Origin of the sequence: Mucilaginibacter sp. OK283, from assembly GCF_900110415.1 — a bacterium.
GTDB lineage: Bacteria > Bacteroidota > Bacteroidia > Sphingobacteriales > Sphingobacteriaceae > Mucilaginibacter.
The window spans coordinates 575,367-595,306 of the sequence record NZ_FODR01000003.1 but is presented as its reverse complement, the minus strand read 5'-3'; the positions used below and the strand labels follow the sequence as shown (position 1 = coordinate 595,306).

General features: G+C 42.2%; 13 protein-coding genes. 3 read left to right on the top strand and 10 right to left on the bottom strand.

The window, feature by feature from the left end:
• Positions 1 to 577 precede the first annotated feature (577 nt).
• A complete protein-coding gene (locus BMX56_RS10655; RefSeq protein ID WP_090645909.1) occupies positions 578 to 4,747 on the bottom strand; it encodes a hybrid sensor histidine kinase/response regulator transcription factor in 4,170 nt (1,389 codons plus the stop codon).
• Between the two features lie 1,110 nt (positions 4,748 to 5,857).
• Between BMX56_RS10655 and BMX56_RS10645 the strand changes: the two genes are divergently transcribed.
• Entirely contained in the window at positions 5,858 to 7,555 is a 1,698-nt protein-coding gene (locus BMX56_RS10645; protein ID WP_143065424.1) for a cellulase family glycosylhydrolase, read from the top strand.
• Positions 7,556 to 7,979: 424 nt separating this feature from the next.
• Here the strand turns inward: BMX56_RS10645 and BMX56_RS10640 are convergent, their stop codons facing one another.
• From BMX56_RS10640 to BMX56_RS30130, 8 genes are all read right to left on the bottom strand, one after another.
• Positions 7,980 to 8,246 carry a hypothetical protein gene (locus tag BMX56_RS10640; RefSeq protein ID WP_090645892.1) on the bottom strand — a complete coding sequence of 89 codons (267 nt, stop codon included), beginning with the start codon at positions 8,244 to 8,246 and terminating at the stop codon, positions 7,980 to 7,982.
• A gap of 1,015 nt (positions 8,247 to 9,261) precedes the next feature.
• Entirely contained in the window at positions 9,262 to 10,056 is a 795-nt protein-coding gene (locus tag BMX56_RS10635; RefSeq protein WP_090645888.1) for an SDR family NAD(P)-dependent oxidoreductase, read from the bottom strand.
• Positions 10,057 to 10,255: 199 nt separating this feature from the next.
• Positions 10,256 to 11,182, bottom strand: a complete 927-nt coding sequence (locus BMX56_RS10630; RefSeq protein ID WP_218152399.1) for an alpha/beta fold hydrolase — start codon at positions 11,180 to 11,182, stop codon at positions 10,256 to 10,258.
• A 38-nt stretch (positions 11,183 to 11,220) separates the two neighbouring features.
• Positions 11,221 to 12,216 (bottom strand): MBL fold metallo-hydrolase, encoded by a 996-nt coding sequence (locus BMX56_RS10625; protein WP_090645884.1) that lies wholly within the window; start codon positions 12,214 to 12,216, stop codon positions 11,221 to 11,223.
• A gap of 19 nt (positions 12,217 to 12,235) precedes the next feature.
• Positions 12,236 to 13,999: an amidohydrolase gene (locus tag BMX56_RS10620; protein WP_090645879.1), complete on the bottom strand. Its 1,764-nt coding sequence runs from the start codon at positions 13,997 to 13,999 to the stop codon at positions 12,236 to 12,238.
• A 4-nt stretch (positions 14,000 to 14,003) separates the two neighbouring features.
• Positions 14,004 to 14,786, bottom strand: coding sequence for an alpha/beta hydrolase (locus BMX56_RS10615; protein WP_090645875.1), 783 nt, complete (start codon positions 14,784 to 14,786; stop codon positions 14,004 to 14,006).
• A gap of 13 nt (positions 14,787 to 14,799) precedes the next feature.
• Positions 14,800 to 15,066 (bottom strand): SDR family NAD(P)-dependent oxidoreductase, encoded by a 267-nt coding sequence (locus BMX56_RS10610; protein ID WP_090645870.1) that lies wholly within the window; start codon positions 15,064 to 15,066, stop codon positions 14,800 to 14,802.
• 308 nt (positions 15,067 to 15,374) lie between these two features.
• A complete protein-coding gene (locus tag BMX56_RS30130; RefSeq protein ID WP_177183771.1) occupies positions 15,375 to 15,515 on the bottom strand; it encodes a hypothetical protein in 141 nt (46 codons plus the stop codon).
• Between the two features lie 407 nt (positions 15,516 to 15,922).
• Between BMX56_RS30130 and BMX56_RS10605 the strand changes: the two genes are divergently transcribed.
• Together BMX56_RS10605 and BMX56_RS10600 are read left to right on the top strand one after the other, a co-directional pair.
• The gene (locus BMX56_RS10605; protein WP_090645866.1) at positions 15,923 to 17,278 is read left to right on the top strand and encodes an alginate export family protein; all 1,356 of its coding nucleotides are present in this window, start codon (positions 15,923 to 15,925) and stop codon (positions 17,276 to 17,278) included.
• An 18-nt stretch (positions 17,279 to 17,296) separates the two neighbouring features.
• Positions 17,297 to 17,977, top strand: coding sequence for a YoaK family protein (locus BMX56_RS10600; RefSeq protein WP_090645861.1), 681 nt, complete (start codon positions 17,297 to 17,299; stop codon positions 17,975 to 17,977).
• A 13-nt stretch (positions 17,978 to 17,990) separates the two neighbouring features.
• On the opposite strand, the gene BMX56_RS10595 is transcribed toward BMX56_RS10600, so the two are convergent.
• Positions 17,991 to 19,940: a sigma 54-interacting transcriptional regulator gene (locus BMX56_RS10595; protein ID WP_090645856.1), complete on the bottom strand. Its 1,950-nt coding sequence runs from the start codon at positions 19,938 to 19,940 to the stop codon at positions 17,991 to 17,993.

The window sequence follows — 19,940 nt, the reverse complement described above, 5'->3', positions numbered from 1 at the left end:
AATTGGTTTGTTTATTTGGTTATTGGTTAGCTTCCCTGCATTGTTTTCCTCCCATCGTATTTATTGTTAAATTGAATTTATTACCTGCGTGCAATGGCCGAATGGCACACTGCTAACACTCAGATCAAATAAGATAATTCATGTAAAAAGCCCGTTATTGTTGCAACAGCCTACGCTGCCCGATGTATGTGGGGTATTACTGATGGCTCCCGAACGATTTTTGGTAACTGCCAGACAGGCAAATAACAGGCGCTAATAAGTACACGTTTTGGCATAATGCTCAGTTTAATCAGGTTATTATTAAAATTGGTTATGTGCCTGCATCATTACATAATGACAGGCCTGCGGCAGCTATGTTGAATTTATACCGCTTTGTATAGGTTAAAACTACAAGGGGTGGCGCAATCGATTGTTTAAAAATAGGGGCACAAATGTTAAATCATTTTAACTAACTTATTTTCAGATAGTTAATATAAAAAATATTGATTTAATGGTAAAAAATCAGAAAAATACCGGCAGGAAGATTAACAAAATGGGCCAAAAGAGAGGAGAAATTGAGGGCTATGCGCCGCAATTATCAGGCTTTATCAGCCTGTTGCCTACTTTTTTGCTGATACGCCGACGGAAGACAATTGAATTCAGCTTTAAAGGATCGCACAAAATACTTCTGGCTTTTAAAGCCTACCTTGTATGATATCTGGGATATGGTTAACTGCGAGTTCTCAAGCAACTGCGCGGCACGCTTTAAACGGATAGACCTGACCAATTCAACCGGAGACTTTCCGGTTAAGGTGAGCGCCCTTTTATATAGCGTAACACGGCTCACACATAATTCGCTACTGAGTTCTTCTACGGAGAAATCGGCATTATCAATATTTTTTTCGATAATCAATAAGGCTTTTTTAATAAAAGCCTCATCGAACGACTCGGGCACCACGTCTGTTGGCTTGGCGTCAAGCTGCTTTTGATAGGTTTTGCGCATATCCTGCTGTATGGCCAGTATGTTTTTCAGTTTGGATAGCAGTATCTCGAAGTTGAAAGGTTTGGTGAGGTAATCATTGGCGCCAGTTTCGAGGCCCTTTAACTGTTGCTCTTCGCCGGTTATAGCGGTAAGTAAAACAACCGGTATGTGCGATGTCCGTTTGTCGTTACGTATTTTGCGGCAAAGGTCTATCCCATTCATTTCGGGCATACTTATATCGCTAACTACCAGGTTGGGGTGCAGGGCCAGCGTTTTTTGCCAGCCTTCCTTGCCGTTTGCGGCCTCAACAATATGAAAAAAATCGTTTAAGTTGTCTTTTAAATAAAACCGGAAGTCCTCATTATCTTCAACCAGTAAAACAGTCAGTTTTTTAGCAGCAGCAACAGCCCCGGGTTGTTGCAAGGCTTGTTCGTCGGTCCCTGAAAGTTCTGCCAGGCTAAGCCCGTCATCGGGCCATTGTCCTTCTGCCTCGGCCGTTAGGTGCACAGGCAGTAAAATGGTAAAATAACTTCCCTGCCCGGGTTCGCTTTCTACATATATTTCACCATTATGCAGCTTTACAAATTCCTTTGTTATTGACAGGCCAATACCGCTACCCTGGTTAACCATAGATCCGGGAATATCGTTTTGAAAAAAACGTTCAAAAATTTTATCCTTTTTATCGGTGGGAATACCTATGCCTGTATCAATAACCTTTATTTCGAGCATTTGCTGCCCGGGTGTTTGTTTGGTTGATAATAATACACTAACGTGCCCGCCTTCGGGTGTAAATTTAAATGCGTTGGAAAGGAGGTTAAATATGATACGTTCTATTTTATCGTGGTCAAAATTGATCACCAGGTTTTCAATTTCCGAGTCGAACACAAACCCGATATGTTTTTTTTCGGCAATGTCTGAGAAGGAATAAGACATATCCTTAATAAAGCTCACGATATCGCCGCTCCGGGCATGTAACCTCAGTTCCTGCACTTCCATCTTCCGAAAATCAAGCAGTTGGTTTACAAGGTTTAACAACCTTTTAGCGTTTCGCCTTATCATATTCAATTGCTCGCCCCGCTCTTTATCGGCATCAATAAGCATTTTATCAACAGGTGCCATAATTAATGATAATGGAGTCCTGAACTCATGACTTACATTGGTTAAAAATTTAGTTTTCAACTGATCAAGCTCCAGCATACGCTTAACCTCCTGCCGTTCCTGTTCAATTAACAGCTTTGCTTCCTGTTTTTCTTTTTCGGCTATAAATTCCCTTCTTATTTTTTGTATTCCGCGCCGGCGTATAAAAAGAAGCGTTCCGGCTATCAGGAACAGGTAAATGACGTAAGCTAAAGTAGATTTCCAGAACGGGGGCAATACCTTAATTTTTAATTTTATATGTATGGGTTTCCATTTTCCCTCCTGGCCAATAGCCCTTACATTAAAAGTATAATTGCCCGCATCAAGGTTGGTATAGGTAGCTTTCCGGGTAGCATTGTCTGCGGTAAGCCACCCTTTATCAAAACCTTCCATCATATACTGGTGCGTTATTTTATTGGGGTTAAAGAAATTTAAGGCGGCAAATTCAATCGTAAACACATTTTCGCTGTGATTCAGCGTTATCTCTTGCGTGGCCGAGATGGCTTTAGATAATATGATATGGCCATCAACTATTTCATTGGCTGCTATACTTTTGTTGAATAGCTGAAAACCGGTGAAAATTAATTTAGGCTCATCTATATTCGGATGTATACTCAGTGGGTCGAAAATATTAAAGCCATGCGAGCCGCCAAATACCAATTCCCCTTTATTGGTTTTTAAGGCTGCATTTATGCTGAACTCTCTGCCCTGCAGGCCATCTGTTTCATCAAAGTTTTCAAATTCAAACTTATAGGTTCCATTGCCAGGTTGCAGTGTTATCCGGCCAAGCCCCTTTGATGTACTTAGCCACATGGCCCCCCTGTTATCCTCCAATACATTCAAAACCTGATTGTCGGGCAACCCATCCTTTTTCGTCAGCGAAATAAAACGGTTGGTTTCAGGGTTCAATATGCTCAGTCCGTCCCTTGTTGCTATCCACATCAGGCCGCGGCTATCCTGAGTGATACTATTGATGTTATCGCCAATCAAACTGTTAGGGTCGTTGTTCTTTTTATTATAATGTATAACGCCATGTCCATTTTTTAATATTTTATCTATCCCAAAATATCCCGCCACCCAAATGTCTCCCCGCTTATCCTCAAACAAAGCGGCTGTATACGGGCACCTGATTTCGGTTTGGCCGAACGGATGATAAAATATATTTTTCGAGCGGTCAAAAATTTCCAAACCGTTATCAAAAGTGCCTATCCATAACCGGTTTGATGAATCTTCCAGGATATTCCACACCCGGTCATCGGCAATGCTTGTGGGAACCTTGTCATTATGTTTGTAGTGAATAAATTTTTTTCCGTCAAAATGGTCCAGCCCGCCAAAATACGTACCGATCCATAGTTGCTGATCATGGTCGATACATAAGCTTACAATAATATCACTGCTAAGGCTATTCGGGGCTCCCGGATCGTGCTTATACTGGATAAACTTGCCTGTTTTGCGATCAAAATAAATTAAACCGCCTCCATTGGTCCCAATCCATAAATTACCGTTTTTATCCTCAACAAATTTGTTAACATCTTCAAAAGTAACACTCCGGGAATCTGAGGCAAAGTGTCTGTATAACGGGAACCTGATAATATTTTTATGATAATAACTTACTCCTTCCCTAAGAGTACGGGCCCACATAATGCCTGTATTGTCCTTGTAAACAGATGCAGTGTTTTGTGCCAATGATTTTGCATCATCTTCCCTGTTCAATAAATAAGTGATTTTGCCACTTTTTTTATCCAATATGTTTATCCCGCCATGATCAGTGGAGATCCACATGAGTCCGTCGTCGGCCTGGATAATATTTGTAATGATGTTCGATGTAAGTGGTGTCTCTGACGATTCTTTTGCAATCTGCCGGAACCGTCCCGTCCGGGGGCTGTAATAATAGGCGCGGGAGTCTATATTTGGGTTAAATACCCAAAGATCGCCGTCACTGTCAATAGTTATTGAGTAATTTCTACCCTTATTATTAGCTGCCTTTCTAAAAATATCGGTATGATACGTAATTGCATTGCGTTTTATGTCAAATAGCTCTACTTCACCATCGTTATATGCAAGCCATATATTGCCGCTTGCATCCTGCACAATGTCTGTAACGAAATTTGAATATAATGATGGGCTGGAATTTTGGTGATGATAATAACGCGTGGCAGTTTTTTTCAGCTCATTATACCTGTAAAGGCCCGAATCGGGGCATAAAAACCAGAAGTCGCCATTCCCATTGTGAAGTGTTTTGGAAACTATCGGATACCCCGGAAGTTTGAAGGGATAGACTACTGACCATACCTCATTGTTAAACTGCTCCGTTTCGGGGTCATAAAAGGAATATCCGGCCCGGGTTGTTATCCATAATTTTTTTCCAGGCCCTTCACAAATATTAGTTACATAATCATCATTAATGGAGTATTTGTTATTTACATCGTGCTTAAATACTTTAAAAGTATAACCGTCATAACGGTTAAGGCCCGAAGCCGTACCGAACCACATGAAGCCCTTGGGGTCTTTAAATATGCAATTAACCTGGTTGTGAGATAGTCCGTTACTTATATTGAGCCGCGAAAACTGGTATTGGCTGTTTTGTGCAAAATTGTTGGTGTAAGCAAAAAACAATGCTGAAACGACAATATAAAGTTTTACGCGCATTAAAAATTAGTTGAAATCTTCGAAATCGGGAACCTGGCCCTTTAGCAAGCCGGTATACTAAGGTAGTATAAAAGTAAGATAAAGTTGTAATTAAAGGGATAAAAGCAGGGCAAAAGCATCAAAATAGATAATGGAATGAGCTTATGTCGTCGGTACGATTAAACATCAAACGACACCTTTTTTTATCGGCTGATTGTGGTTAATTATCCACCTGCCGAAGGGACTTATATTGGCCAAAAACAGACATAAGTATCAGGATGCGCCTAAATTGTGCTATCAGTTTAGTGTTAACCATATTGAAACACAAAGCATTAATTATCAAATATTTATAGATATTTTACTTAAAATGTGTTAAGTTGTGTTAACCCAATTACATGTGTTTGCCCTGGAGATAAAAGTCTCAGTTGCTAACCATCACTTTAAAAATGAACAATATGTTGTAGTTACCCTGATCTTCAGCCTCAAGGAATATTCACTTTAAGTATTATTAGGCTTCCTAATATGGTTATCGAAAGACGATAGACACTCATTTTCGATACCGTTTTATCATTTTTCTTTCAGCTAAGGTGGCTATTTAGCCAAAATCCTTACAGACTCCATATTCTTTTTGACAAATTAACATTGAGCGCCCTATTTTCTAACTTTTGTGCCCCCATCATTCATTTATTTCTTCTGTAGTTTTACTACTCAATTAATAAACCTGTTAACAATTCAAATATTGCTAAATAAAATATACCTGTTATTCCAACGGCTGTGTTTTGTTGACTTTGATTGTATTGTTTTCATTAATTATCTACCTGCTTCGGAAAAACAAGATTTAACCAATTAAACAAATAAACCGGTTCGGACCCGTTTTATCCTATCGAAAAATGAAACTACTGTTAAACTCTGCCTTATGCGGAATGTCAACTGCTTTATTATTAGCTTTTTTAATACCCTACTGGCTGAAGGTATTTATAAATACAACTATTTATAACACTATCCATATAAACCGTAAAGGCAAAACGATATATATCCTTGCTTTACCTGGCTGTTTAACACTTTCAGATGCAATTAACCAATTTATTAATAGCGGCAAATTTATATGCCGCCCAGTTTAACCATTTTTTTATGAAGAACACTTTAAGTTATTTTTTATGCATTCTCGCAATTCCGGCATTTACAAGGTGCACGAAGCAAAAAAACGTTTCTCCTGATGTTATGCCGCTCGTTAAAACGAGCACCAAAAAGCTGACCGCCACCAGCTATCCCAGTTATAATATTTCGCCGCTTCCCCCCGATCAAACCGGTGTTGCAAGTACGGCAACTCAGCTTGCTGCAAAGTTCCAGTTAGGTTGGAATATTGGCAACACACTGGAGGCAACAGGCGGCGAAACCGCATGGGGCAATCCTACAGTAACCCAGGCGCTTATTGATCAGGTTAAAAGAAGTGGTTTCACCGCGGTGCGTATCCCTTGCAGTTGGGACCAGTTTGCTAACGCAACCACGGCTCAAATTCAGCAAACATGGCTTGACAGGGTGAAGCAGGTTGTTCAGTACTGCGTTAACGACGGTTTGTACGTAATATTAAATATACACTGGGACGGCGGATGGCTGGAGAACAATTGCACTACCAGCGCACAGGCAGCCGTTAACGCCAAACAAAAGGCTTTTTGGGAGCAGATTGCTACTCAAATGCGTGGTTTTGACGAACATGTTATTTTTGCGAGCGCCAACGAACCCGCCGTATCAGATGCTACAGGGATGGGAGTGCTGCTTTCTTATCATCAAACGTTTGTAAACGCAGTAAGATCGACAGGCGGGCACAATAGCTACCGGGTGCTGCTTATCCAGGGGCCATCTACAAGTATCGACTACTCAAATACTTTAATGAATACCCTTCCCACCGATCCGGCCTCCAATCGCCTGATGGTTGAAGTGCACTATTACACTCCCTTTAATTTTGCCGGTTTAAGCGCGGATGCAAACTGGGGTAATATGTTTTATTATTGGGGTAATGGATACCACTCTACAACCGATGCTTCACGAAATGCCACCTGGGGCGAGGAGTCGGATGCCACTGCAGAGTTTCCGAAGATGAAAACAAAGTTCATTGACAAGGGCATTCCGGTTATATTGGGAGAATATGGAGCTATCCGCAGGCTGCAAACGCTTTCGGGAGATGCATTAACATTACATGAGGCCGGCAGGGCTTACTATATTAATTATATAACACACCAGGCTTTGCAATACGGCTTGCGCCCATTTTATTTTGATGATGGCTCGACGGGGAATAATGCATTCAGAATTATTAACAGGCAAACTAACGGAGTTGCCGATCAGCAAGGTTTAGCCGCTGCAGTACAAGGCGCGCAAAACGGTACATCCTCAACCATCCAGGTTGGACAGGTTTACCAGATTTATAACAGGAACAGTTTTAAAGCTTTGGAGTTTGCCGGCTGGGGTACTGCAAATCAAACACTGGCCGACCAATGGGATTATTTAGCCGGTGCAAACCAGCAATTTAAAATAGAAGATGCCGGAGGAGGTTACTATCGGTTAACCCCGATGCATGCCACCGGAAAATGCTTGGAAATGTATGGCTGGAATACCAGTAATGGTGGGCAGGTGGATTTATGGGACTACAACGCCGGTGCAAACCAAAAATGGTCAATTCAGATAACCGACAACGGATATTATAAAATCATCAACGCAAATAGCGGAAAGGCATTGGATGTTGCAGCATCTTCGCTCAATAACGGCGGCGCGCTTGACCAATGGACCTATTCCGGAGGCCGTAATCAACAATGGGGATTTGTGAAAATATAAGATAAATACAAAGCGATCAATTAAGTTATTTCACCAATCGCCAAAAATCTCTAATGCCTCTGTTTTAAATGAGGTATTAGAGATTTTTTTAATATTAGATGCTGACGGCTTAATTCGGTTGACCCCAAAATGGTCTGAAATAAGGATTAAAACAGAGCACCGATACCTGGGCCAGAAACAAAAACAGGTTCAGGATAAACAAAAACAAATAAAGACCAAAGCCACCATCGTTTCCGCGATAATAGGAACATCAAAAACTCAGCTATAATTTGCATAAAAATTTTTAAACGTTTTAATTTTTAATAATAATCGTGAATTACCGCGAACTAATAACGGCAGATATAACAAAACCCGGCTAGCACGCAACACGATGCAAACCATAGCGTTACCGATAGGCCCGAATTATTGAGCATCCTGGTTTATTTTATTGCGCCTTTATACTTGCTTGGATTAACGCCCGTGTGTGTTTTGAAAAATTTACTAAAGAAAGCTGATCGCTAAACTGTAGTTGTTGGGCAACAGTTGAAACAGAAAGGCCCAGACTTTCCGCTTCAGTCTTTTCATTTCTCTGTTTTGTAGCGTTAAACCGTTTATTACGCAGCTTGCCACAAAATCGAGTGACAGTGGTCTTGGCATTGAATGTTTGTTTACAATGCACACGTTTTCTTTGGATCGTGAAATTTGAACTCATGTATTTTAAATTTCCACAATCTAATTATCCACATTAACACTCTCTCCAAGAAAATCACTGTAACGATATCCGTTGTTGTTTCTCCTTAAATTGTAGTATTCTGTGGCATTTAGTATCGTTTAGTGCTATTTATTTACCGATAGTTACAACGATTTTAAGTAGCCTAAAAATGAGAAACAAAAGATAATTTCAGAAGCCCAAAAGCAACGAAATTACTTTATAATAGTAATAAAAAGCATAAATATACCCATTGGTTTTATTTATAAAAAACCTGATATCATGATATTTAGTAAAACAAAATGGCGATTTTTACTTTCTGTTTTAAATTTCAACTAATTAATAATCAATTAGTTATATCTGATACCTGCCCAATACATAAAACAACAAAGCATTGATTATCAATTATTTATAAATTTTAAGTTACAAAGGGGTAACAAAGACATAATATAGAATAAAATGTTAATAACTCATAATTTTTTATTGATGGTTAATAGGTTGCTAAGCTATCAAACTATAAGCTGTATTTCGTACCCGCTTGTTTCTTTCCGATAAGCACTTTTCTATAAGATTTTGAACTGGAGGCTATTTAGATAGGGTTCTCAGGTTATTGCTACTTTGATCAAAATGATATCAGGTTTCGCCGATACCGTTTAAAGAATTCGATCTGACATTAACGGAATATCGTCTTAATCAAACAAGTATTACGAAATATCATAATAAAAAAAAGGAACTTATTCGCAACTACCTATAAATAAGAATATTAAAATACTGGGATTTTCTTTGAATCGCGACGGTAAATAAATTAAATTTCCATGGAATTCATTGTTTACATTGTCACCCGAATTGTGTTATTGATTTGCCTGGCCGCGATCATTTATGTTATCACCGCACCCGAAGAAAAAATATCTGACAGTTCAGATATTTGGTAGCAAAGGTTTAATTAAATGACACAGAAAAAGCCGTGGAGTACCCTACAGCTTTTTCTATAACGAATAGCAAAATATACTGACTAACCTTAAACAGCGCCTTTTAACAAACCACCTTCGGCCCTAATGGCAGCACCATTGGTAGCCGAGGCCAGCGGACTGGCTAGGTAAGTGACCATGTTTGCCACTTCGTCGGTGCTCAGGAACCGCTGGATAATGGAAGTGGGCCGGATAGTTTTAAAGAAATCTGCTTCCACCTGTGCAATAGTTTTGTTTTGATCTTTGGCCAGGTTATCAATAAAGCCGCCAACGCCTTCTGATAATGTGGGCCCCGGCAGCACAGAGTTTACAGTAACCGCGGTACCTTTGGTTAATTCAGCCAGGCCGCGGGCAACTGCCAACTGGGCGGTTTTGGTCATTCCATAATGTATCATTTCTTCGGGAATCTGCACGGCCGATTCGCTCGATATAAAAATGATCCGTCCCCAGCCATTATTTAGCATTTGACCGAAATAAGCACGGGACAAACGGATACCGCTCAGTACATTTATTTCGTAGAAGCGCAGCCAGTCTTCATCGGTAATATCGGCGAAAGCTTTGGGCTCAAAAATGGCTACATTATTGATCAGGATGTCTACCTGTGGTAATTGACTAATCAAATTGTTAATAGATTCGAGGCTCTTAAAATCAGCAGTTATGCCGCTTACCTTATCATTGGCGCTTTCGGTTTTAATTTGTGCTACTGCTTTATCCACCCGTTCTGTAGTGCGACCATTGACAATAACTTCGGTGCCTTCCTTAGCTAATTGAAGAGCAATGGCATAACCTATACCGGCGGTAGAGCCAGTGACCAGCGCTTTTTTGTTTTGTAACTGCAGATCCATAATGTTTAAAAATTAATGCGATATAAAACTAATATTGTTATTTACCTGAGAAAACATAAGCCAGATGTATCCGGCCTATGCTTGCCATGCTCAACATCGTTGAATTGGTTTGAACCTTCTTATTGTACGCCCGTATTGTGATAACTGCCGCCTGTTTAACAGCTACATAGGCCCAATTGTTGAAGCCCGGGCTTAATAATTACTTCATTAAAAATGCCAGCAGGTCTTTTTGAACCTGCGGTGTGTTTTCCTGCACCACCCAGTGGCCCGAATCTTTGATGACAGATTCCTGCACGTTAGTAGCCACCAAGCTGATGTGTGTTGCCAGGAACGCTCCGGCAAAATGATCTGAACCCATAGCCAGCACAGGCATCGGCAGTTTTTTCTTGGCAAATTCAACATTGTCTTTGGCGTCCTGGTTAAAATACCCAAACCAATGGAATGCACCGGTGGTAGCGCCGGGTGCAGAATAGGCCCTGATAAATTCAGCTGTCTCTGCCTTGGTAAAAGCGTTTTTTTGAAAACCTACAACGGGCCAGAAGTCGGTAAAAAATACGCCGACTTTACCGGAAACCAATTCTCCCGCATGCGACTGTGCAAAAAAACCAAACCACCAGGCCTGGGCTTTAACCTGGCTCCAAACAGGCTCAATGCCGGGTAACAATGCATCCATCAAAACCAGTTTTTTTATATCACCTGGATACTGGGCTGCATAAGCATAAGCCACCATCAATCCGATGTCATGACCGGCGAGGTTAATATGCTGATAGCCCAATTTTTTCATCAGTTCATGCATATCCACTGCCATATTCTTTTTATCGTAACCACCGGCTGGCTTACCCGATTCACCAACGCCGCGCATATCGGGTGCGATAACGGTATAGTGTTTTGATAACTCGGGCAGCAGCCTGTTCCACATATACCAATTTTGGCCAAACCCGTGTATCAGCAACAAGGGTTCGCCCCTACCACCTATCACGTAGTGAATTTTTACATTGTTTACAGTAGCGTATTGGTGTTTAAAATTTAATGGCGGATTAGCCGGGCTAACCGCAAAAACATTACCCATTAAAGCGGTGAACAGCAGGGTGACTAACAGCTGCTTCATTGTTGTTTTGATTTTCATAGTTTTATAGTTTTATTGTTTTTGATATGGAATTATGATTATTTATTCTTGTTATTGCTAATGTCTTTATAGGCATTAGGGAGGTTGAAATTGTAGTGCAGCCAATTGAACAGCACATAACCTTTATCGAACTCTTTCATCGGCACCGCCGTTTTGGTTTGTTCCAGACTCAAGTCTTTGTCAACCGCCGCTTCCACTTCGCTTTTTAATTTTTCGACGTAATCAATCGTATATTTAATACCGGCTTTATTGGTAATGCGGCCATGGCCGGGAATAATAGTGGCATCGTCAGGTAAAAAGTCGTATACTTTTTTGAGGTTAACGACAGGCTCCAAAAAGACACCATCGAATAACCAGGGGATAGCAGGACTTTCAGCGATGAAGGGGTTACCGGCCCAGAATATCTTTTGATTGGGCATCCACACAAACAAATCGGCCTGAGACTGCGCAGGGCTAATGTTCAGAAGTTCAACAATCTTGCCACCGCCCATATCTACCTTAAGATCACTGTTCTTCGGGATCACGATATCCGCCGTCCGGAAAATAGTATTTTCAATTTCCCTGCCGGTGCCGAAAAGCCCGACCATAAATGTTTTAATGCCATCATAGTTTTTTGAAAGGTTATTCCTGGCAAATTCATTTTGAATGATGCGGGTAGAAGGAGGAAGTAAGTAATTACTGAAACAATGATCGCCATGATCGCTGGTGTTAACCGCATAGATAATGGGCTTATCCGTCACCGATCGGATGAGTTTCACTTCCTGGTCGTAAAGCCGCTTAGTCATCATCACCTCGATCAGCAGCACCCCTTTATCTCCGACGATAAAACCACCTGTAGTAGCCTGAGGAATACCTTTAGTTGTTTCTGTTTCTGCAGTAGTCGGGATGATAGCGTAAATATCCGTTGCCACTTTGTGCAGGCCGAGGGTGACTTTATTGGCGTCCCAGATAGGCACCACGGGCGGCATTTGGGCAAAAACGCTGCTGCTGAGCACCAGGCAGGCCGTTAACAATCTGATAAATGTTGTTTTCATATTGATTTGAACTTGGTTTTTATCTTTGGTAAGCTCCGTAATAATTAATTGGCGACCAATCTGGAATTGCGCGCGCTATTGGTGGGCACCGCGCGGCATATTTACCAGCAGCGTATACTATGTTGCCGTTAACAATGGTTATCAGCGACGAAATATGCTTTACCTTTTCTGGAGTTGCACTAAAATAATCGTCAGAAAGAATGACCATATCGGCATACATACCTTTCACAAGTTTGCCTTTAACGTCCTGCTCGCCCGAGCACCATGCGCTGCCTGAGGTATAAAGTTTTAGGGCAGTGAACTTATCCAGCACCTGGTCTTTTGGCCAAAACTGCATACCTCCAATGGTTTTACCGGTTAGCAACCAATGCAAGGCCATCCATGGGTTATAGGTTGAAATACGAGGCGCGTCGGTACCCATACCCACAGGGATGCCCATAGCCAGCATTTTTTTGATGGGCGGCAACTGGGTTTTAGGCTGCCCGTACATTTTGTTATATAGTTCGCCCTGATAATACATGCGGAACTGTACGGCTATCCCCCCGCCCAACGCTTTTACACGGGCCAGTTCAGTATCAGTGATGGTTTCGGCATGGTCAAAGAACCAGCGCAGGCCATTAAAAGGCGTATCTTTATTTACTTTTTCAAACACTTTTAGCATACGGTCAATGGATTCGCCGTAGGTAGCATGCAGCCTAAATGGCCAACGGTTTTTAACCAATAACCGGATAACCGGCTCCAGGTCGCTTTCCATTTCCGGGGCCAGTATTATGCGCGGTTCCAGAAAGTTCTCAAAGTCGGCACCCGAGGCGATGAGGTTTTCACCGGCTCCTTCCATCGCATAGCCATTGGCCATAAGGATATGATCATTCTTATTTGGATAAGTTTGCCCTATCCATTTTTCGTAATCGGCTAATTCCTTACCTTTTTGTTGCGCAAATAAATAATAGGCGGTGCGTACAGTTAGCTTCCCGGCCTTGGCCAGCGCTAATGAGGCATGGTAATCGGCATCATAATTCTGTGATCCGCCGGCGGCGTCTATAACACTGGTGATACCGAAGCTGTTTATCTCGCGATAGAATTGTTCAGAGCTATTGATCCTTTCTTCGGCTGTCAGTGTCCCCGTTAGGGCAAGCGTGCGGTAAATAGCCATCGGGGTTTCTTTGGCATACAAAAGCCCCGTAGGGTTGCCATCCTTGTCCAGTTCAACTATACTGCCGGGATAGCTGGTGTTTTTATCATAACCCAACACTTCAATGCCTTTTTTATTTAAAAAAGCTTTGCCATACAAGTAAGTGATAAATACGGGCTTATCCGGCACCGCCGCATTGATCTCGTCTATAGTAGGCTGTCTTTTTTCGGCAAACTGAAATTCGTTCCAGCCGCCAACTACTTTTACCCAGGCGCCGGGCGGTGTCCTGGCGGCTTGCTCCTTCAGCATTTCCATGGCGCGTTTAAGCGTTTTAATGCCGTCCCATCGCAGCTCCATATTAAAGTTCAGGCCTTCCCTGATTGCATGCATATGACTGTCATTCAGTCCCGGAATAACGGTTTTGCCGGCAGCATTAACCAGCTTAGTTGAATTACTTTTATAGGTTTTAAAGATAGCCTGGGTACTACCTGTCGCCAGGATTAAGCCATTTTTTACAGCAATCGCTTGTTTAAATTCGCCCGGACCGGCCATCGTCGCTATTTTTCCGTTGTAAACTATCAGGTCGGCTTTTTGCTGAGCTGCAGCTGTTAGCAACGTTACCAGGAACAATAAGGTTAATAATTTTTTCATGGTCTTATTTTTTTGTTAACCAGTTTAAAATATATTCTGCTATCTCCTGCCAGCCCGGCTGGCCCAACACAAAATGGTTTCGCCCGGGGAATTCCTTGTAATCGGCCACAGACTGGGCATGGCTGTATTTTTTATAGTTTGTATAGTTGAGCGAGGCCGGAATGAAATTGTCTTGGCTACCGGAGAGAAAAAGGAGTGGTGCGTGCGGCTTTGCAAAATCCACCTTGGCAGCAGGCGTTGTGGCATCGCGCACCAGCAGCTTCGACTCCGGCACCAATAGTTTGTAATAAGCATCCTTTTGCACTTCGTAAGGCATACCATTTGTGAAAGCATATTGCCATTCGGGGAAAGACATCAGGTAGGTTTTACTTGTATCGGTAAAAAAACCCAACGCAGGCCACCCGGCTTTATAAAAGGAGAACTTGAAAGTAAATATGCCCTGCGGCTGAAGCGAATGAATGGCGATACCCGCTGCTGCCAGCCCGTTTTGCAACAATAACTGGGTGATAAGGCCGCCCATAGAGTGGCCAATCAGGATGGGTTTTTCCGGCAGTGACTTCACAAAGTCCCTGAAATAAGAAGTCAGCTTATCCAGGCGCTGGCTGGCAACATCGGCATCGGGGTGTAGCTGGCGCAATGTGCACGCGGGGGCATCTTTGTATGGCCAGGCCGGTGCAAATGTTTGATAGCCTCGTTCTTCAAAATAGCTTTTCCATTCGGCCCAGCAATCACTACTCACAAAGGCGCCGGTAATAAATACCACGGTTTTTGAATTAATTTTTTTCATGATTGGTTTAGATTTATTGCACTACCGGGTTGACAAGTAAACCATCGTTAATGGGGATTTTTGTACCTGTGATAAAAGAAGAGTTACGGGAGTTTAGATCTCGGTGGCGTGATTTATAACCGGTTACCGCTAACGCTGATGTTACCTTGTTAATCGTCGACGAATTTCTGCCGGTAACTAAAACGGTTGCATCTTTTGCTTTAAATAGTTTTGCCGTAGCATAACCCATGCCGCTGTCCGCGCCAGCGACGATAGCTATTTTTTGGTTTAACGTGTTCATGATTTATGATATTTGTTATGAACCACCTGGTGCAATCCAAAAGCCACTTATCTAACACTCTAAAAATCAACAACTTATTTCATGTCAACATATCTCATTGGCGGTATGTCGTTAAAATGCCCATGTTTTGCAACGAAATAAGGTAACACAATCCATTTTGCCGTTAGTAGGTTTGCCGGCTATCATCATATGTTAACTGCTTAGTCCTAATATTCTGTTGGTAATTAACACCCCCCGATAGCCAACCTGGGTATCAATGGTATGGATATATTGATAGGAACCGGTAAGCATGTCATAACTACAATCAATCAAACTGACGCGCGGTCGTTGATGGCAAAGTTCTCACCGTTTTGGGCGCATTGTACCTCGCCGCTTTTTAATGGTAAAAAATCGTCGGTGTATCCAATTTGATGGAGGCGGATCACCCAGTTGGTTAGGGATGAGTTCATTTTTTTAAGAGAGTGCTTTTTCATGTCATAATTATTTCCTTTATCAATGACAAGCGCTATTCCACCTATTTAAATAACTAAAAATCAAATACTTACAACATTACAACTGCCAATAAAAAAACGACATGTCGCAATTTCCGTCCCCTCTTAACGATATGTAGTTAAATTAACTGATAACCTGATGGTTATCTGCTAACTCAATATTGCCTTGGGCAACAACGCTATTTCGTAGAAAAACCGGACAGACTCCGAAATAAAGCGATAACCTCCACAGTGTCAAAACACAAACAATTGATTTTTAAATAATTACCAACAAGGCACTACTATTGATTCTTTAGCGAACAATGAATAACAAAAATTAGCTATTTCTAAATTCATCGCTCAAACCGCTCTATATCCTTACACCTATGAAAGCCATTGCAGCCCTATTTTTCAGTATAGTTTCCTGCACCTGCCTGGCGCAGGAAACTTCCTTTAAACAATTGCGATACGATGAAAATTACACCTATCTCGCAAAAGACACATCAGCCAATTGGTACAACCGGTTAAAATTTCAGCCTGTGTCTCAACATAAAGCTGCTTACCTCAGTTTCGGTGGCGAGGTACGCTACCAATATTTTCATTTTGACAACCAGGACTGGGGAGCCGCACCAGCGGATAAAGACGGCTTTATTTTAACCCGGTACCTGGGGCATGTGGATTTTCATGCCGGCAAGCACTTTCGTACGTTTGTGCAGCTACAGAGCAGTTTGGCCAGCGGCGAGGCAGAAAAACCGTCGCCGGTAGATCAAAACCTACTTGATCTGCACCAGGCCTTTGTTGATGTGATGACTAAGGACTTAACGCTTAGACTTGGCAGGCAGGAATTATCTTACGGATCGCAGCGCCTGATAGCGGTACGCGAAGCGCCAAACAATAGGCAGGCATTTGATGCAGCTAAACTGATGTATTGCAGCAAAAATCTCAAACTCGATGTATTTTACTCGTACTATGTGCCTGCCAAACCAAATATATTTGATGATGGCTTTAACAACGGAACGCAGTTTTGGGGCGCTTACGGGGCCTTTACCCAAATACCTGTAGTCAAAAATTTCGACATTTATTACCTCGGCATCCATAAAAAGGCGGCTACGTTTGATGACGGGAAAGGGGCCGAAACCCGCCACTCCATAGGTACACGAATATGGAGAACTACACCTTACTGGCAATATGACCTGGAAAGCCTCTATCAGTTTGGTAATTTTGCAGCTGGCGCTATTTCGGCCTGGACCCTATCAGCAAATATTTCGCACACATTTTATCAAACCAAGCTAAAGCCACAAATAGGGTTAAAAACGGAAGCTATCAGCGGGGATAAAAATTATGGCGACGGCAGGTTAAATACGTTCAATCCATTATTTCCCAAAGGTGCTTATTTTGGTCTTGCAGCATTGATCGGGCCCTACAACTTACTGGATGCTCACCCATACTTTCAGGTTAACCTGACTAAAAAATTGGTATTTTCGGCAGATTACGATTTATTTTGGCGCATGAACCGTAACGACGGGCTTTATGCGGTAAATGGCAAGGTCATCTATAGCGGTAAAGCAGGTAGTTCAAAGCAGATAGGCCGCCAGCTTGGGGGCGCGCTGGAATATACCATAAACAAGTACCTGTATTTACGGCAGGAAATAACATGGTTTAGCGCCGGCGACTTCCTGAAAGAAGCCGGGCTCGGTAAAGATATTTTAATGGCGGGCAGCACCATTACGCTGAAATTTTGAGCCGGTAATATTAATAAGATGGAAACTGAAAAATTGGTTAGGAATACAACGTTGCTATTATGCTTTGCAGCCGGGTTTTGTGATACGCTTACTTTTGTTGCCGCAGGCGAATTATCTTCGGCCCATGTTACCGGCAACTTTATTGTGTTTGCTTACGACCTTATTAAGCATAATAACCCGCATGACTGGCAAAAGCTGCTCACCTTTCCTGTTTTTGTGCTGGCCGTAATGCTGGGCGGCCGTATAGGCAAAAAATCGGCTAATATGTACACGCTGATAATTTTGGAAGGACTGCTGCTACTTATTAGCGGCATACTATCGGCGCTGTTGATAAGCGGCGGGCAAAATACGGGCTGGCAGGTACAACTAATTGTAATACCCCTTGTAACGGCTATGGCGTTTCAAAATACGTTTGGCAAGCTGTATAGCAAAGCTACCTATGGTTTAACAACAGTAATGACCGGCAACGTAACCCAGGCTTCCCTTAATTTGATAAAAGGCATAACCACCCGCCCGGCAGATGCCGAAACATGGATAAGCTTCAAAAAACAGGCTACTTTAATTATTGGCTTTTTAGCAGGATGTTTTGCAGGTGCGCTTATGGCTAAACACTACGGGTTGGTTTCGGTTTTGCTGCCGGGCGCAATGATGCTGGCCTGGCTGGGAGCAAATAATCTGTTTAAACAAAAAGCGGCCTGATTTTGCTCCCTGCCTACGTACCAAAATCTTTCCGAATTCCCAGCTTTTTCATTTTAGAGTTGAGCGTGGTTGGGGGGATATTCAATAAACCGGCCGCTCCGCCTTCTCCCCATATTTTGCCATTACACTTTTTCAGCGCTGCCAGTATGTGGGCACGTTCTCCTTCAACCATGGTGGTAACCACGGTTTCGGCAGGCATAACAGCTATAGGTTGCTCTAACTGGGTGGGCAACACCATGCTATTGATCATGTCATCGCGTGTTAGCAGTACATTACGCTCTATTAAATTTTCCAGTTCGCGGATATTGCCCGGCCAATGGTAACGTTTCATACTCTCCAAAACCTGCGGGGATATACCGCGCACAGTTTTACCGGTTTTACGGGCGTAGATGTTTAAAAAATGCCTGGCCAGGTCGGCAATATCCTCTTTTCGTTCGCGCAACGGGGGCATTAGTATAGGAAAAACATTGATGCGGTAAAAAAGATCGAGTCTGAAACGACCCTCGGCCACTTCTTTATCCAAATTACGGTTGGTAGCCGCAATAATCCGTACATCAGTTTTGATGGTAACACGACCACCAATGCGTTCTATTTCTTTTTCCTGCAATACCCTAAGCAATTTTGATTGCGATTCCAGCGGCAATTCGCCTATTTCATCCAAAAATATAGTGCCGGTATGTGCCTGTTCAAACCGCCCTATTTTTCTTTCGTGGGCACCTGTAAATGCACCTTTTTCATGGCCGAATAGTTCAGAATCAATTAACGACGTGGGTAAAGCCGCGCAATTTATCCTGATGAAAGGTTTGTCTTTTCGCAGTGATAGTGAATGAATACGCTCTGCTATTTTTTCTTTGCCGGTACCGCTTTCGCCCAAAATAAGTACCGATGAATTTGATTTAGATACCTGGACGACATTATCAAACACCGTTAACAACAAATGGCTGCTGCCAATAATACCACTGAAGGGATTTGGCTGTTCTGTTGTTTTAACCTGCGGGTTTGGCGTATAATTACCCGGCTTGTTAATCAGTGGACTGTTAGGAGCATGCTGCATGCTTTCCATAAAACTGGTTAACATAAGCTGCAACCTATTGCATAGCACTAAGTGATCGGCCTGGTATGCGTCTGGTCGGCGGCTATAAAAATTAAAATAACACACTTTGCCATTGCTTAATGAAATAGGCATTGACAAATGCGACTTTAAGTTGTACGTATCGGCAAACAATTTTTTTAACGAAGGTTTTTTCAGCAAAACTTCTAATTCATTTTCGTCATACCAGGTTGCTATCAGGTCGGTTAGGTCATTAGCCTTTAGTTTGGCCAGTTCATGCTGCTTGTGGTTGGTAACAATCATCAGTTCTGTACCGCCTATCAGTTGGTATTCATCAAAACCTATCCTCGAAAAGCCGATTTCATAAAAACTCCCGGTATCCTCCTGTTTCATACCCACCGACAAAAATTCAAAGGGAATATAGGGTTGTAAAGTTTTGCCCATCTGCAATATTTTATGCTCCCAGCCAATTGTTGAAGCCAGTATTTCGGCAGCTTTTTTTTGTAATACTGCAATTTGACGCAGGCCATTCTCCAGTTGGTTTTCATAGCGGTACATTGCTATATCCAAGGCAATCAATACATCTTTTTCGCGGAATGGCTTAATCACAAACCCATACGGATTGGTAATCTTTGCGGCCTCAAGTACCTTTTGGTTGGAGTTGGCCGAAATATAAATAAACGGGGTATTCATTTCGGTTAAACGATGTGCCAGATCTATACCTGTAAGCTTCCCTTTTAAATAAATATCCAGCAATACAAATCCCGGCGCAAATTCATCAATCATTTCCAGCGCTTCTGGCACGCTGTCGGCAATACCGCAAACGTCGTAGCCTGCAGTTTTTAAAATATTGCTTAATACATCTGCAATAATAAACTCGTCCTCAACAACAAGAATTTTTTTCCGATTCAT

Bases quoted from the DNA above. Each gene is read 5' to 3' on its own strand.
- BMX56_RS10655 (WP_090645909.1), bottom strand. From the start codon at position 4,747: ATGCGCGTAAAACTTTATATTGTCGTTTCAGCATTGTTTTTTGCTTAC.
- BMX56_RS10645 (WP_143065424.1), top strand. From the start codon at position 5,858: ATGAAGAACACTTTAAGTTATTTTTTATGCATTCTCGCAATTCCGGCA.
- BMX56_RS10640 (WP_090645892.1), bottom strand. From the start codon at position 8,246: ATGAGTTCAAATTTCACGATCCAAAGAAAACGTGTGCATTGTAAACAA.
- BMX56_RS10635 (WP_090645888.1), bottom strand. From the start codon at position 10,056: ATGGATCTGCAGTTACAAAACAAAAAAGCGCTGGTCACTGGCTCTACC.
- BMX56_RS10630 (WP_218152399.1), bottom strand. From the start codon at position 11,182: ATGAAAATCAAAACAACAATGAAGCAGCTGTTAGTCACCCTGCTGTTC.
- BMX56_RS10625 (WP_090645884.1), bottom strand. From the start codon at position 12,216: ATGAAAACAACATTTATCAGATTGTTAACGGCCTGCCTGGTGCTCAGC.
- BMX56_RS10620 (WP_090645879.1), bottom strand. From the start codon at position 13,999: ATGAAAAAATTATTAACCTTATTGTTCCTGGTAACGTTGCTAACAGCT.
- BMX56_RS10615 (WP_090645875.1), bottom strand. From the start codon at position 14,786: ATGAAAAAAATTAATTCAAAAACCGTGGTATTTATTACCGGCGCCTTT.
- BMX56_RS10610 (WP_090645870.1), bottom strand. From the start codon at position 15,066: ATGAACACGTTAAACCAAAAAATAGCTATCGTCGCTGGCGCGGACAGC.
- BMX56_RS30130 (WP_177183771.1), bottom strand. From the start codon at position 15,515: ATGAACTCATCCCTAACCAACTGGGTGATCCGCCTCCATCAAATTGGA.
- BMX56_RS10605 (WP_090645866.1), top strand. From the start codon at position 15,923: ATGAAAGCCATTGCAGCCCTATTTTTCAGTATAGTTTCCTGCACCTGC.
- BMX56_RS10600 (WP_090645861.1), top strand. From the start codon at position 17,297: ATGGAAACTGAAAAATTGGTTAGGAATACAACGTTGCTATTATGCTTT.
- BMX56_RS10595 (WP_090645856.1), bottom strand. From the start codon at position 19,940: ATGAATCGGAAAAAAATTCTTGTTGTTGAGGACGAGTTTATTATTGCA.